This is a genomic window from Anabaena sp. CCY 0017 (assembly GCF_963920885.1).
Classification (GTDB): domain Bacteria; phylum Cyanobacteriota; class Cyanobacteriia; order Cyanobacteriales; family Nostocaceae; genus Nodularia.
On the sequence record NZ_CAWUDG010000012.1, the window covers coordinates 16,237 to 30,709 of the forward strand.

14 protein-coding genes are annotated in these 14,473 nt (G+C 37.4%); all 14 read left to right on the top strand.

What is annotated here, in order from left to right; genetic code table 11:
• Window positions 1–108: 108 nt before the first annotated feature.
• The gene (locus tag ACM0OW_RS15225) at window positions 109–1,398 is read left to right on the top strand and encodes an ABC transporter ATP-binding protein (RefSeq protein ID WP_414550944.1); all 1,290 of its coding nucleotides are present in this window, start codon (window positions 109–111) and stop codon (window positions 1,396–1,398) included.
• 96 nt (window positions 1,399–1,494) lie between these two features.
• Window positions 1,495–2,499 (top strand): class I SAM-dependent methyltransferase, encoded by a 1,005-nt coding sequence (locus ACM0OW_RS15230; RefSeq protein ID WP_414550945.1) that lies wholly within the window; start codon window positions 1,495–1,497, stop codon window positions 2,497–2,499.
• Between the two features lie 12 nt (window positions 2,500–2,511).
• The gene (locus ACM0OW_RS15235; RefSeq protein WP_414550946.1) at window positions 2,512–3,189 is read left to right on the top strand and encodes a cytidylyltransferase domain-containing protein; all 678 of its coding nucleotides are present in this window, start codon (window positions 2,512–2,514) and stop codon (window positions 3,187–3,189) included.
• Window positions 3,190–3,207: 18 nt separating this feature from the next.
• The gene (locus ACM0OW_RS15240; protein WP_414550947.1) at window positions 3,208–5,460 is read left to right on the top strand and encodes an N-acetylneuraminate synthase family protein; all 2,253 of its coding nucleotides are present in this window, start codon (window positions 3,208–3,210) and stop codon (window positions 5,458–5,460) included.
• Between the two features lie 40 nt (window positions 5,461–5,500).
• Window positions 5,501–6,658, top strand: a complete 1,158-nt coding sequence (locus tag ACM0OW_RS15245; RefSeq protein ID WP_414550948.1) for a polysialyltransferase family glycosyltransferase — start codon at window positions 5,501–5,503, stop codon at window positions 6,656–6,658.
• A gap of 3 nt (window positions 6,659–6,661) precedes the next feature.
• Window positions 6,662–7,591, top strand: coding sequence for a glycosyltransferase (locus ACM0OW_RS15250; protein ID WP_414550949.1), 930 nt, complete (start codon window positions 6,662–6,664; stop codon window positions 7,589–7,591).
• 296 nt (window positions 7,592–7,887) lie between these two features.
• Entirely contained in the window at window positions 7,888–8,124 is a 237-nt protein-coding gene (gene vapB / locus ACM0OW_RS15255) for a type II toxin-antitoxin system VapB family antitoxin (protein ID WP_414550950.1), read from the top strand.
• Complete coding sequence (vapC, locus tag ACM0OW_RS15260; RefSeq protein WP_414550951.1) at window positions 8,121–8,540, top strand: type II toxin-antitoxin system tRNA(fMet)-specific endonuclease VapC; 420 nt, start codon at window positions 8,121–8,123, stop codon at window positions 8,538–8,540. Before vapB ends, vapC begins: the two co-directional genes overlap by 4 nt.
• 80 nt (window positions 8,541–8,620) lie before the next feature.
• Window positions 8,621–8,995, top strand: a complete 375-nt coding sequence (locus tag ACM0OW_RS15265; protein WP_414550952.1) for an NAD-dependent epimerase/dehydratase family protein — start codon at window positions 8,621–8,623, stop codon at window positions 8,993–8,995.
• Window positions 8,996–9,144: 149 nt separating this feature from the next.
• The gene (locus tag ACM0OW_RS15270; RefSeq protein ID WP_414551116.1) at window positions 9,145–10,347 is read left to right on the top strand and encodes a glycosyltransferase; all 1,203 of its coding nucleotides are present in this window, start codon (window positions 9,145–9,147) and stop codon (window positions 10,345–10,347) included.
• 77 nt (window positions 10,348–10,424) lie between these two features.
• The gene (locus ACM0OW_RS15275; protein ID WP_414550953.1) at window positions 10,425–11,405 is read left to right on the top strand and encodes a glycosyltransferase family 2 protein; all 981 of its coding nucleotides are present in this window, start codon (window positions 10,425–10,427) and stop codon (window positions 11,403–11,405) included.
• Window positions 11,406–11,515: 110 nt separating this feature from the next.
• Window positions 11,516–12,172, top strand: a complete 657-nt coding sequence (locus ACM0OW_RS15280; protein WP_414550955.1) for an FkbM family methyltransferase — start codon at window positions 11,516–11,518, stop codon at window positions 12,170–12,172.
• 31 nt (window positions 12,173–12,203) lie between these two features.
• Window positions 12,204–13,343 carry a hypothetical protein gene (locus ACM0OW_RS15285; protein WP_414550956.1) on the top strand — a complete coding sequence of 380 codons (1,140 nt, stop codon included), beginning with the start codon at window positions 12,204–12,206 and terminating at the stop codon, window positions 13,341–13,343.
• Window positions 13,344–13,452: 109 nt separating this feature from the next.
• Entirely contained in the window at window positions 13,453–14,460 is a 1,008-nt protein-coding gene (locus ACM0OW_RS15290; RefSeq protein WP_414550958.1) for a glycosyltransferase family 2 protein, read from the top strand.
• Window positions 14,461–14,473: the final 13 nt, after the last annotated feature.

Sequence of the window (14,473 nt, forward strand, 5' to 3'; positions counted from 1 at the left end):
GATTGCTTCGTCGTTCCTCCTCGCAATGACAATTATTCTGTTTTTGCAAAATAAAAACTGGGATGAACCCGATTGTATTTGTAGTTAATTCTATATTCATTACTAGCTATGACTTTGCTGACATCTGCTCAAGACACTTTTGAACAACCACAAGATGACGACATTGTTTTGTCGGTGAAGAATATATCCAAGCGGTTTTGTCGGGATTTGAAGAAGTCCCTTTTTTATGGGATACAAGATATAGGTGGTGAGGTGTTTGGCGCTCGGCGAACAGATGTGGAGTTACGCAAGGGTGAGTTTTGGGCGCTGAATGATGTCAGTTTTGAACTGCGCCGAGGTGAGGCTTTAGGTTTGGTGGGGGCGAATGGTGCAGGAAAAACAACGCTGCTTAGGATTATTAGTGGTTTGATTAAGCCGGATCATGGTTCGGTTGAGATTAAGGGGCGGGTTGCGCCGTTGATTGCTTTGGGGGCTGGATTTAACCCAATTTTGACGGGACGGGAAAATATTTATGTCAATATGTCAATTTTGGGGCTTTCCAAAGAGGAGATTGATGAACGGTTTGATCAGGTGGTTGAGTTTGCCGAGATTGGGGATGCGATTGATGCGCCAGTGCAGAGTTATAGTTCGGGGATGGCAGCAAGGTTGGGGTTTGCAAGTGCGATTCATACTGAGCCAGATATTTTATTGATTGATGAGGTACTAGCGGTTGGTGATGTGAGATTTCAGAGTAAATGCTATCGCCGTCTTGCAGATTTAAGGAATAAATCCGTTGCATTCATTATGGTTTCACATAATCCTGAAGCTATTTTAGGTGTCTGTAATCAAGCTATATATTTATCTAAGGGCAAAAAGATTACTTCAGGTGAAGTAGCTGAGGTTATGAGTAAATATGAAGAGGATATTTGTTACCAAAATGTGGAAGATTCGGTTATTAACTCCTTAATTAACAAGCCCAAACAGGAAGCTGTAGGAGCAGTTATCAAAAACATATTTTTTCGAGATGAGAATAATCACCAAATTAACGAACCTATAAGTGGTCAATCAGTTTACTTTTGTATAGAATGTGAGGCTGAGTATCCTATCGAAGAGCTTTGTGTAAGACTCTCAATACAAAAGCAAGGGCAGCCAAGTGATATATTATTTTTTAATAACCTTAATGAACGTAAGCCTTTAAGGGCAGTTAAGGGAATTAACGAAATTCGCCTTCACTTATCTTTTCTAGGATTAATGCCAGGTTTATACAATGCTAGATTAGGAATTCACAAAGGATCGCTATATCAGTTAGATGTTGTTCCTTCTTTTAGATTTAAAGTTAAAAGAGAAAATTCACAGATAAATTTGGAACGATCCCAGTTTTATCAAAAACGAGATTGGACAGTAGAGGCTCACAACTAATGTTTAACGCCTTAAACGCACTTTTTTTCGTAAATTTTTGATTAACGTTTTGATAATTTAGCCGATAAATAGTTTTAGTTAAAAATATAGGTAACTATGTTCTGCCCTATTTGTAACAATCCCAACATTAAAGTTATAGGAATTAATCCAACCTTTCCTAATAGTAATATTTATGAATGTGAAATTTGTCAATTTGGTTTTACTTATCCAGTTCCTACATCAGGAGAATTATCAAATTTTTATCAAATTGGATTTTATGACAAATCCAGTATAGAGGAGTTTGAAGCTGAGTTGAATGAAGATTTTAGTAAGACATTGGATAACTACATTATCAATCATAGAAGTTTATTAGAACATAGACCTTTGTCGCAATTTAAATTTATTTATCCATTTCTTCCTGATACTGAAGAGAAAAAAGCATTGGAAATAGGTTGTTCTTCTGGTTCTCTTTTAGCATTATTGGGTGAAAATGGTTTCAGTGTCACTGGATACGAGCCAGACCGTAAAATGTCACTTCTAGCAAGTAAGAGATTAGAGGGAGAAGGGAATGCAATTTTCAATCACATGATTGATTCCGAAGGTTGGAAAAAAAACCATTTTGACTTGATTTGTTCTTCTCATGTGCTGGAACATATCAGTCACCCCATAGAACACTTGAATCTTGTCAAAAAATCGCTCAAAAAAAATGGACTCTTATTCATGGAAGTTCCCAATGAGTATAGTTTGGGAATTGAGAAAGTAATAAATAAAGTTACTAACCCAGTGAGCGCAGAACACGGTCATCTATATTATTACTCTCCCCGTTCGCTTGAGATTTTTTTGGATCACTGCGGATTTAATGTTTTGTCTATGAAAACCTGTGGGCATAATGTAAAGAATCATTTTTCATCACAACCAGAAAAATACTTAATTCAAAGTCAAGGGTATAATCCTTTATCTATTATTTCTAAGTTAATGAAAAAAGGTTATCGGGTTTTCAAGTCTTTTTTTAATAGTGCGCCCTACTCCCCCCCACAACTGTGGGCAGAATCATGGTTTGATCATTACTATGAAAATGATGATGGAGTCTGGATTCGTGTAGTGGCTTCACCTAAAAATTAGTTTTTGATGATTATGGAAATTGTAGTAGTTATTCCAGCAAGAGGAGGCTCCAAAGGCATACCAGGTAAAAACATTCGTCCCCTTGCAGATAAACCCCTGGTCGCCCATTCTATATTAGATGCACAAGAAGCCCAACTGGTTGATCGCATCTACGTCACCACCGATGACCCAGAAATATCTTCTGTATCACGCAGCTATCGGGCAGAAATTATTCAACGTCCCATAGAACTGGCAACAGATACTGCATCATCCGAATCTGCGCTTATCCATGCTTTAACTGAAATTGAAAAAACAGGTATCAAACCGGAACTTATTGTATTCTTACAATGTACATCTCCCTTGCGTACTGGCTCAGATATTGATCATGCTATTGAGCAGTTGCGGTCAGAAAATGCAGATTCCTTACTCTCTGTTTCCCCAACCCATCGCTTTCTTTGGCATCAGGTCAACGGTGTTACTGAGTCTATTAACTACGACTACCGCCAGCGCCAGCGTCGTCAAGATATGAATCCCCAATATATGGAAAATGGTTCAATTTACATCTTTAAACCTTGGGTATTAAAAGAATTAAATAACCGATTGGGGGGCAAAATTTCTATGTTTGTTATGAATGAAGAGCAAAGTTATGACATAGATTCTTTAAATGATTTTGAGTATGTGGAATTTCTGCTGAGTAAACAGTTAGTCTAAAAATTAATTAAAAATAAAATGATCATAGATAAAAACTTATCCAAATATATTGTCTTCGCTGAAGACGATATCATAAATGCCCTGAAAAAAATCAGCGACAACAAAAATCGCATTATCTTTTCAGTTACAGAATCCGGCGTTTTAGAAGGAGTCCTCACAGATGGAGACTTTCGCCGTTGGTTAGTGCAGCAAGACACTATTAATTTAAATCAACCAGTCTCTAAAATTTCTAATAAAAATTATAAATATATTGACTACACAGAAGACCCGGCAAAAATTAAGGCTGATTTTTCCAAGGAAATTGAATTTATCCCGCTTTTAGATAAGAACCGTCATTTAGTAGCAGTTGCTTGCCGTAAAAACGCAGAAATCCGCATTGGTAATTTTATTATTGATGCCCAATCTCCGACTTTTGTAATTGCTGAAATTGGTAACAATCATAACGGTAGTCTGGAACTAGCAAAACAGTTAATTGATGCAGCCATAGCAGCAGGAGCCGACTGTGCCAAATTTCAACTACGGGATCTCAAATCTCTCTATAGCAACGCCGGGAATGCTAATGATGCCAGTGAGGATTTAGGTTCACAGTACACACTAGATTTACTAACCCGCTTTCAACTAACTCCCCAAGAAATGTTTGCAGCTTTCGACTATTGTCATTCCCAGGGAATTTTAGCTCTATGTACTCCTTGGGATTTAGAAAGTCTGGCTTTGCTAGAGGAGTACGGGATGCAGGCATATAAGGTTGCATCTGCTGATTTAACAAACCATGATCTTTTAACAGCCTTAGCGAAAACAGGTAAGCCATTGCTATGTTCTACAGGGATGGCCACAGAGCAAGAAATATCCGAAGCAGTGGCCTTACTCAAGCGATTGGGAGCTATGTATGTGCTACTTCACTGCAATTCAACCTATCCAGCCCCATTTAAGGATGTTAACCTCAATTACATAGAGCGATTAAAGGAAATTGGCGACTGTCCCGTTGGTTACTCTGGTCATGAGAGAGGAATTAATATTGCGATCGCTGCCATAGCTAAGGGTGCTAAGGTGATTGAAAAACACTTCACCCTAGACAAAACAATGGAAGGCAACGATCACAAAGTTAGCCTGTTACCAGATGAGTTTCGCCTGATGGTGGAGGGAATTCGCCAAGTTGAGCAGTCTCTGGGTACAGCAGGAAAACGATACCTCAGCCAAGGGGAGTTAATGAACCGAGAAAACTTGGCAAAGAGTCTAGTGATTAATTGCGATCTTGAGGCAGGACAAACCATTACTGAAGCAATTATTGATGTCAAGAGTCCAGGCAAAGGTTTACAACCTAACCGTAAAACAGAACTAATTGGGAAACAGGCAAAAAGAACCTTAAAAGCAGGAGATTTTTTCTATCCTAGCGATTTGGAAGTAGAACAGGTAAAAGCACGACCTTATAACTTCAAGCGTCCCTGGGGAGTTCCTGTTCGCTACCATGACTTTAAATCAATTCTGACTAAATCTAACCCTGATTTTTTAGAATTCCATCTCAGTTACAAAGATATGGAAGTGGATGTGCATAACTACTTTGATCGTATTTACGACCTTGATCTAGTTGTTCATAGTCCAGACTTATTTTCTGGAGATTTCATATTGAACTTAGCGGCTGAAGACGAAGCTTATCGTCGCAGATCGATTCAAGAGTTACAAAGAGTGGTTGATGTTACAAGATCACTCAAGCCATTTTTTAGTCGAGCTACCAAACCTCTAATTGTTGCTAGCGTTGGTGGTTTTACTCAAGATGCTTTCCTTTCTGCCACAGAACGAGATAGATTATACCAAATAGTGGCAGAGAGCTTATCAGAAGTTGATGTAAAGGGAGTGGAAATTATTCCTCAAACTTTACCGCCCTTCCCTTGGTACTTTGGTGGACAACTCTATTTAAACTTATTTGTGACTCCTCAAGATACAGTAGAGTTTTGCCAAAAGTATAACTATCGCGTGTGTCTAGATATTTCTCACTCAAAACTTGCCTGTAACTATTATCATCTCTCCTTCAAAGAATTTATTCAACAAGTTGGTACTTATGCAGCTCACTTACATATTGTTGATGCTGCTGGTATTGATGGTGAAGGCTTACAGATTGGTGAAGGTGAAATTGACTTTCCCGCTTTAGCAGAAGACTTACAGAAGACTGCACCCAATGCGTCCTTTATTCCTGAAATTTGGCAGGGACATAAAAACGAAGGGGAAGGTTTTTGGATTGCTTTGGAAAGATTAGAAACCTACTTTGTTCGCTAAAAATTAGACTTAAACGAAAATTAGAGGTAATATACATTTAATGAATCGTCTTATTGTTGCGAATGGAACTTGGCAGCTAATAGTAGTTATATCTGCTTTATCACAAGTTTCTAATCATACTTCTTCTGTTTTTGATGACTATCTTCTTCTATATGCACCAGGGTTATCTAATGGTATGAAGAAGGTGATGATGGAAATAGCATCCTTAGCTTGGACATGGCAAAAAATTATTTGGGTAGATGATTTGCTATATAGCAATATTATTACTTATTCAAATTTTGAAATTTTAGAACTATTACAAGCAATTAAAGAAAAGATTGGTATAAATATTTTTCCAGAAATTTGGATAGGTAAATTAACTGATCCAGCCGAAAAATTGATATTAGAAAGTTTTCCTAATGCAGAAATCTCAATATATGAAGATGGTTTACATACTTATGTTCCGCAAGAAGATTGGCGATTGAATCACCTTCAATTAATATTTAAACCAGGAGTAGCTAAATACAAAATTCAAAAACGAATTCAAAATACTAATATTTCTCATCGACTCAAAAATTATGGTTTATGTCGCCAACATATTGACCGTCTAACCAGATCATACTTGTTATTAAATAATATTTTACCTGTACCCCAGTATCTTGATTGTAAAATCATCAAAATTCACAATGAATTCATTCTTTTGACTATTCAAAAGATCCGAGCAAGTATAAAGCTTGATTTTTACAAACAAATTATTTCAAAATCACAGAATTACGTTTTAGTAACAGGTCAATGTTTCGCCAGATGGGGATTAATGTCTTGGGAACAAGAACTTAATATGTACTATAAAATTTTTAATACTCTTCAAGAAAATAATTTAACTCCACTTTGGAAAGAACATCCTAGAATTAATAAACCTTTCTTCAAAGAACTTGCAACTCAGTTTCAAGAACTCCATCCAATAGAATTTAATTTGCCAATATACTGGCCTATAGAAATGTTTATTGAAGATATCAATTTGATTGCTTGTGTTTCCGCAACTTCAACATCTCTTTTTTATGTTCGGGATATATTTGGCTTACAATCATATACAGTAGCTCATGAACTATCTCACCTATTTTCTGGAGATTTTGCCTATATCACAGAATTGGTAGCAAAGCATATACCTCAAATAGATTTGATGCCTCAAATGTTTAAAGAATCAATAAGAATCAGTTGAAATATGTACATTAATTTAAGTATAATAATATGCACTCATAACCCCCGGCAGGACTATCTTACAAAAGTATTAGAAGCATTGAAAAATCAAACCCTATGTGTAAATACGTGGGAACTGCTTTTAATTGATAATGCTAGTGATAAATTGCTTGCCTCAGAAATTGATCTGAGTTGGCATCCGCACTCACACCATATTCGTGAAGATGAACTTGGCTTAACTCCTGCTAGATTAAGGGGAATACGAGAAGCTAAAGCAGAAATATTAGTTTTTGTAGATGATGATAATGTTTTAGATGATGATTATTTAGAAGTAGTTCTTAAAATTGGTAAAGATTACCCCTTTATTGGCGCTTGGGGTGGACAAATTAGAGGAGAGTTTGAAATAGAACCACCTGAATGGACAAAGCCATATTGGGGAATGCTAGCAATTCGAGAATTTGACCAAGATAAGTGGTCGAACTTGCTACATCAGCATGAAACAACACCTTGTGGTGCTGGTCTTTGCATTCGTAAGTTTGTAGCTGAAAAGTACGCTGAATCAGTATACAACCAAAATACGCGCATTAAATTAGATCGTAAGGGCAAGCAATTAACTTCTTGTGGAGATTCTGACTTGGCTTTCACTGCTTGTGATATGGGCTTAGGTACGGGTCAATTTACGTCACTCAAAATGACCCATCTGATTCCAGCTTCCCGTCTCCAACTAGATTATATTGAGAGATTAGTAGAGGGAATGACTTACTCTACAACAATGCTAAATTCGCTTCGAGGTAAATTCCCCACAAGAATTACTTGGCGGAGAAAACTTCTTCAATATTATTTTCGCTGGCGGTTAGCTCCTAACCAGCGTCGTCTTCATGAAGCTTCCCTGAGAGGCTTAAATATGGCTTTGAGTGAACTAAATCTTGCTCGTGTTATAAGCACATCACTTTAGAATTACTAGCAATGCGTTATATTAATCTTTGACTTGTGACTATAGATTTCACCCATTACTTAATTAATCACTTTTAACCACAGCAGAAAATGAGTGAAAATTGTCGAGAGTAGGCGTAGCCCGTCGTAGACATCGCCCTCGCAGAATATTCCTTAGAATTGCCAGCAAAGCGGTACATCGAACTATATGAACAGGTATTGCGATAACGTGCGCCTGCTCAAGGTATTAAATGATGAAAATCGCTGCAATCCTCATTTAGGATATACTGTTTGTATATCCATTAATAGAGGTGTGTTATGAGCAGTGTACAGACCAACGTTTTTAGAACGAATAAAACTCAAGCTGTTCGTTTACCCAAAATCGTCGAGTTGCCAGAAACCGTAAAAAAAGTAACCATTATTGCGGTGGGTAACACCCGCATAATTACCCCAAGCGGGGAATCTTGGGACACTTGGTTTGATAACTATAATGTGTCATCAGACTTCATGACCTCTCGTGAACAGCCAGAAGAGCAAATTCGGGAGTCTTTTTGAAGTTTGTTGAAAGGATGCTGAAGTATATGCTTGATACAAACATCGTGATCTACACGATGAAAAATAAACCGCCCCAAGTGCGAGCCTTGTTTAAGAAACATGATAGACAGATGTCTATCTCTAGTGTCACCCTTGGCGAACTTATTTCTGGCGCAGAACGATCTGCTGTTCCAGAGCAAAACTTGCAGACCATTGAAAACTTGGTAGCCCGCATGGAGATTGAACCTTTTGGCGCTAAAGCAGCCGCTCATTTTGGCCAAATTAAAGCGGAACTCACAAAGCTTGGTACTCCTATCGGACCCTATGACAAAATGATTGCTGGCCATGCACGTTCAATGGGATTAATTTTAGTCACCAATAATCTCAAAGAGTTTGGACGAGTTGCGGGACTGAGACTTGAAAATTGGGTAAATTAAGAGATACCTTAAATCTTATTTTTTTATCTAAAAAAAGTTTAAATATAACCTAATAAGGTATTACTTTTCACCACATTGTTATGCAAATTTTAATTACAGGAATTTGTGGTTTTGTCGGTTCTACCTTAGCCAAAGCATTACAAGATTACTTTCCAGAATATCAAATTGTTGGCATTGATAATCTATCGCGCTCAGGTAGTTGGTTGAATAAATCAACCTTACAGCAACGAGGAATTGAGGTAATTCATGGTGATATTCGTCACAGCAGTGATGTAGATGCGTTACCTCCCGCTAATTGGGTAATTGATGCTGCTGCTAACCCCAGTGTTTTGGCGGGAGTGGATGGTAAAACCAGTAGTTTACAATTGGTGCAACACAATCTCATCGGCACTATTAACCTCCTAGAATATTGCAAACGCTATCAATCTGGGTTTACCCTGCTATCTACGATTTGATCACTTGGCGTTCAGCTTGTGAAGGATCTCGTCGAGTGGCTGAGACTGTACTGAACGCAGAGCAAATACATCATCTATTTGTTGAGCGTGTTACCAGTATTTGCCAACAATCCCATACCAGAAATAATTAGATATGAAATTCACTCGTGATGATTTCTACTCAGTATAACGATGTGAAGCAGCCAAAAATTATTGTAATTTCTTCTGTTTCACCTCAACCCACAAGTGCTGGGCAGGTTGTCCTATATCGTCATTTAAATCAAGTAGATGGATGGGCTGTTTCAATAGTGCCTAATCCAGATGATAGTAAAACTTATAAATGGCCAACTAAATTCATCAAAAGGCTAAAATATACTCGCTTTCATCGTTGGAGTCATGATTTAGAGGTCATAGATTATGGAAGTAACTGGGATAGTGTAATGCTCAATTACTTTCAAAAACCTTTTAATTGTCAAACCGACGACAAGACCATAGTTTTGACTGTCGCTCATGGTGATGGCTGCTGGGCTGCACAAAAATTTGCTCAACGTTACCAATTACCCTTAGTTTCAATTTTTCATGATTGGTGGCCGGATATTCCTAGTGTTCATCAACCTTTACGTCAGGTATTAAAAAAGCGTTTTCAGCAACTTTACCAGCAGTCTAACTTAGCGCTTTGTGTCTCACAGGGTATGAAGAATGCTTTGGGTTCACATCCCAATAGTACGGTTCTATTTCCTATCCCTGCGATGCTGAAGGAGGAATTAACTGTAAGAAATCAGATTGCAAATAATGAATTCTTATCTCCTTTACGGGTTATTTATTCTGGCAACCTATATGAATATGGAGCAATTCTAGCTCAGTTACTTCAGGTAACAAAGGAAAATCCCAAGGTTCATGTACAAGTTCGAGGATCTAACCCAAATTGGCCAGCAGATTTTCGCTCAGAAATGCGCGATCGCGGTTTATGGTTAGACTTTGCCCCCAGAGAGGAGTTAAATCAGTGGTTAGCTGCGGCTGATGTGTTTTTAGTGACTATGAGTTTTGACCCAGCTTTGCGGCGACGTATGGAAACCAGTTTTCCTTCTAAATTGACTGAATACGCCCAATTTGGTAAACCCTTAGTGATTTGGGGTCCAGATTATTGTTCGGCTATTCATTGGGGAAGGAAAGGCGATCGCGCTCTTTGTGTAACTGATAAAAATCCTCTGGTTATGGTATCTGCCTTAGAGAAGCTGAAGAATTCACCAGAACAGCAGAAATGCTATGCTCAACAAGCGAAAATTACGGCGCTAACTGAGTTTAAACCTCATATAATACAGAATCAATTCCTAGAAAGAATTGAAAATCTTCTCTGTACCGCACAAAAATAATTGGTGTTTGGAAAAGTTACAGAGATAATCCTCACCAAAACTAGCCTGTAAGTGTCTGGATTTACACAGAATAATCTATGCCGACTATTTCGATCATTACTCCTCTTTATAACAAAGCAGCATATATTTCTGAAACGATTAACTCTGTTCTTTCTCAAACCTATCTTGATTGGGAAATGTTGATAATCGATAATGGTTCAACAGATAATAGTGCAGCAATCGCTAAAGAATTTCAATTAAAAGATAAACGAATTCAATTATTGGCGAGTCCGAGGAAGGGACCAGGGGCTGCTCGTAATTATGGGATCAGATTTTCTCAAGGGACATGGATTCAATTTTTAGATGCGGATGATTTATTAGAACCAGATCACTTAGAAAAACAGTTGGAAGTTGCTAATAAAAATCCGGAAGCTGAGATTATTGGTGGTTGGTGGCAAGAATTTCAGGATGAAAATAAACCTGCGAGAATTCTTAAAAAACCAACAGGAATTGGACAAACTATTCAGGAGTTAAGAGATAGTGCGATCGCCTTTGCCCCTTGGGCTATTCATGCTGTTTTAATAAAACGTACAGCTATTTCTCCTGAATATAACTGGCCAGAGGAGTTAGACCAGTTATTAGGGGAAGATATTACCTTTTGGTATAAGTTAGTGAGTAAGTGTCAGGTTGCTTATGGAGAAAATAGAGGTGCATTATACCGAATTCATACGCCTGAATGTCGCAGTCAAAATCTAAACCCTGAAAAGTGGTTTAAAGGAGTACACAAGGCAATTAAACTAAATCAACAATATTTGCAATCTCATCAGCAATTTTACACATCAGGACAATGTGAAAATCTGATGCGAGTTTATCTTGATATTGCTTTCTTGTCCACCACCAAACATTCAGTGAGTGTTCAGAATCAGGCTCTTTATTTAGCATATAAATGGTTAGACCAATACTTTTCTGTCAGCAATTCCCCTAAGCTATCTATGATTTTACGTAATTTGCTAGGTCTAAAAAATTGGATAAAAATCAAGTTGTTATTTGATTTTTTTAATGTTAAACTAACAAAATAAAATCTGATATATATCTTATGAAATTTAATCATTTCCTCCGAAATCTATTTTTTAAATTTTGCTATGGTTTTCAGGGATTTCCTTTACAAGTGAGTGATCAATGCTTAAGAATGGATGAGTCTCTTAGGCGTTGGGATGTAAATTCAGAACTAGCTGCACTCAAGAGCTTACAACAATATCTACAACCAAATGACATCTTTATTGATGTGGGAGCTAATTTTGGATTACATACACTTTATGCAGCAAAATTATTAGAACATCAAGGTCAGGTATTTGCCTTTGAGCCTGTTATTAGTAATTTGAAGCTTTTACAAAGAAATATAACTCTTAATTCCTTAAACCAGCGAGTTACCATTGTCTCTAAAGCTGTTTCCAATTCTAGACAAAAATCTATTTCTTTTTATCTTCCATCAAAAGATATGACAGTTACAGCTTCTCTTAATCAAACTTCGGATAATTCATTAGAAATTGAAGTAGAGAATACTCGTCTAGATGACTATTGGCAAGCAGTTGATTTAGCAATTAAACTTATTAAAATTGATGTTGAAGGTGCAGAATTAGAGGTTTTACGTGGGGCTGAAAATATTTTAAAAAAATGGCATCCTGTCCTGGTTATTGAAGTTCATGGTTTTGCTCTTCCCGAATTTGGTAGTAGTGTAAATGAGTTGAGAAACTTCTTGAGTAATTTAGGCTATGAAGAAAAAAGGTTAGAGGGAGAACAGTTTGATGGCGATGAATATTTTCAAGCTGTTTATACAGTTAACTAGAGAAATAAACGAATTAAAGAGGAAAATATAGATGAAATTCGGTATTGTTTTAACCACAATTTATGAAGGAGATTTTATTAATGAATATTATGAGCATTTTAAATGCTATGGGGATTTAGAAAAAGTCAATTTTTATGTGGTTGGTGACCTCTCTACGCCTCCTGAGTGTCGAAAAAAAGTTGAAAAGTACACTCAAATGGGACTTCATTGGTATTATATCGGTGTTGAAGAACAAAATACGTTTCTCAAGCCTTTTCCTCAGTTAGGAACAGAAATTCCCTGGAAATCTGATAATCGCAGAAACGTAGGATTTCTCATGGCCTATCGAGATAAATGTGATGTCATTATTGCGATAGATGATGATAACTATCCCAAAGACAATTGGCCTTTCTTGACAGGACATTCTACAGTTGGCAAAGAAGCCTCTTTAATGACCGCAGTAGGGTACAACAATTGGTTTAATTTATGCTCCATGATGGAGGTAGAATTTCCTACATTAGGCGGTGGAAACACAGTTTACGCTAGAGGATTTCCGTATCAGCGTCGTCAACTTGAATGTTCACGAATAGACCCGGAAATTTCCACTGGAACAGTTGCCATTAATGCCGGTCTTTGGTCAGGTGATCCAGATGTAGATGCAGCCACCCGACTGGTTACTCGTTGTATTGTCAAAGAAAAATTTACCAATGATTATCTCCTTGCCCCCAACACATTAATGCCAATTAATACCCAAAATACAGCACTAATTAGAGACGCAATTCCTGCTTACTACTATGTCAAAATGGGGCATCCTGTGGGTGGGATGAAGTTAGACCGTTTTGGGGACATTTTTAGTGGTTTCTTTGTTCAAAAGTGTGTTCAAGCGGTTGGACATAGGATTAAAGTAGGTTCGCCAGTCGTTGAACATCGTCGATCTCCCCACAATTTGTATAAAGACCTATGGCATGAATTAGCAGGGATGGTAGTGATTGATGATATGTTGTCCTTGTTAGAAACTCCCTTATCTCCTGTTTCCACCTACAGCGAGGCTACCCTTGAGTTATCCGATAAGCTTGAAGAATGGGCTGTAAAACAGGAGGGTTTCCTTTGGGACGAAGCTTTGAAGTCTTATTTCCAAAACATTGCCCAAAACATGAAATTATGGATAAAAGTCTGTCAACAATTAAATTGACAATTTAATTCGTTCAAAATGGTCTGCTCGATAAGCAATCTATGATGACATCAATCATGTTTGATTACTAATGTAGATCACAAAGAAATATTTATTAGCAGTTAATTTTATGATTTCACTTGTTACTACGGTTTTAAATGATTGTGAAGGATGTAAGTCTTTCTTCGCTGACATGGAAGCTCAAACTCATGTACCTAACGAAATTGTGATTGTTGATGGTGGTTCTAGAGATGGCACTTGGGAGTTTCTGCAAAGTTATCAACCGAACAAACCTTATTCTCTAATAGTTATTCAAGATGCTGGTTGCAATGTAGCCCGTGGTCGTAATTTAGCGATCGCCCAAGCAAAACATGATATTATTGTATCCACAGACATTGGTTGTAAATGGGAAGAAGAATGGCTAGAAGAACTCGCTAAACCTTTATTAGAAAATAAACAACTAGAATCCGTTATGGGCAGTTGGGCTGTTAAAAAGGAAGATATAAATTGTAATTGGGCAAAAGTAGAATATGAGTTGCTCAACCAGCCAAAGTTAATAGCAAATCCCAAATCTCATGCCTCTTCACGATCAATTGCATACCGTAAAAGTCTTTGGAAAAAAATCGGTGGTTATCCAGAAGATTTAACATTAGCTGCCGATGATATGGTCTTTGCTTTATTACTCCATTCCACCACTAATCAAGTTGGGTGTGCGCCAATTTCACGATGTAGTTGGGAACGTCCTAGTAGATTAAGAGCGTTTGGAAAAGAAGCGTACCGAAATTTTTTCGGTGCTGGCGAAGCAGGAATTTGGCTAAAATACGGTTTGCTGGTTGGCGGAAGACTATTATTAGAGTTTGTGTTTCTAATCATCAGTTTGCTAGCATTTTTATGGTTTCCTTTCAAATGGATAGGTTTAATATTTTTCTTATTTCCAGCTTTTAGTATTTGCTTAAGGTTTATTCGGCTACAACCAGCGATAGATAGATTAAAAAATAATAACTTTGGTTATGCCTGGTTAAAAGTTTTACAGTTTGAATACTATGTGAAATTTTGGGGAATTTTAGGATATTGGAATGGCTTTATTTTAGGTACAAAAAAATGTCATCATTGCCGAGCAAGACTTCGTGGTGTTTAGCGCAGGCAGATTT

Excerpts from the sequence above, each read along its gene's own strand:
- vapB (WP_414550950.1), top strand. The coding sequence starts at position 7,888 with ATGAGCAGTGTACAGACCAACGTTTTTAGAACGAATAAAACTCAAGCT.
- ACM0OW_RS15265 (WP_414550952.1), top strand. The coding sequence starts at position 8,621 with ATGCAAATTTTAATTACAGGAATTTGTGGTTTTGTCGGTTCTACCTTA.
- ACM0OW_RS15285 (WP_414550956.1), top strand. The coding sequence starts at position 12,204 with ATGAAATTCGGTATTGTTTTAACCACAATTTATGAAGGAGATTTTATT.
- ACM0OW_RS15235 (WP_414550946.1), top strand. The coding sequence starts at position 2,512 with ATGGAAATTGTAGTAGTTATTCCAGCAAGAGGAGGCTCCAAAGGCATA.
- ACM0OW_RS15250 (WP_414550949.1), top strand. The coding sequence starts at position 6,662 with ATGTACATTAATTTAAGTATAATAATATGCACTCATAACCCCCGGCAG.
- ACM0OW_RS15225 (WP_414550944.1), top strand. The coding sequence starts at position 109 with ATGACTTTGCTGACATCTGCTCAAGACACTTTTGAACAACCACAAGAT.
- ACM0OW_RS15290 (WP_414550958.1), top strand. The coding sequence starts at position 13,453 with ATGATTTCACTTGTTACTACGGTTTTAAATGATTGTGAAGGATGTAAG.
- ACM0OW_RS15240 (WP_414550947.1), top strand. The coding sequence starts at position 3,208 with ATGATCATAGATAAAAACTTATCCAAATATATTGTCTTCGCTGAAGAC.
- ACM0OW_RS15230 (WP_414550945.1), top strand. The coding sequence starts at position 1,495 with ATGTTCTGCCCTATTTGTAACAATCCCAACATTAAAGTTATAGGAATT.
- ACM0OW_RS15245 (WP_414550948.1), top strand. The coding sequence starts at position 5,501 with ATGAATCGTCTTATTGTTGCGAATGGAACTTGGCAGCTAATAGTAGTT.
- ACM0OW_RS15270 (WP_414551116.1), top strand. The coding sequence starts at position 9,145 with ATGATTTCTACTCAGTATAACGATGTGAAGCAGCCAAAAATTATTGTA.
- ACM0OW_RS15280 (WP_414550955.1), top strand. The coding sequence starts at position 11,516 with ATGGATGAGTCTCTTAGGCGTTGGGATGTAAATTCAGAACTAGCTGCA.
- ACM0OW_RS15275 (WP_414550953.1), top strand. The coding sequence starts at position 10,425 with ATGCCGACTATTTCGATCATTACTCCTCTTTATAACAAAGCAGCATAT.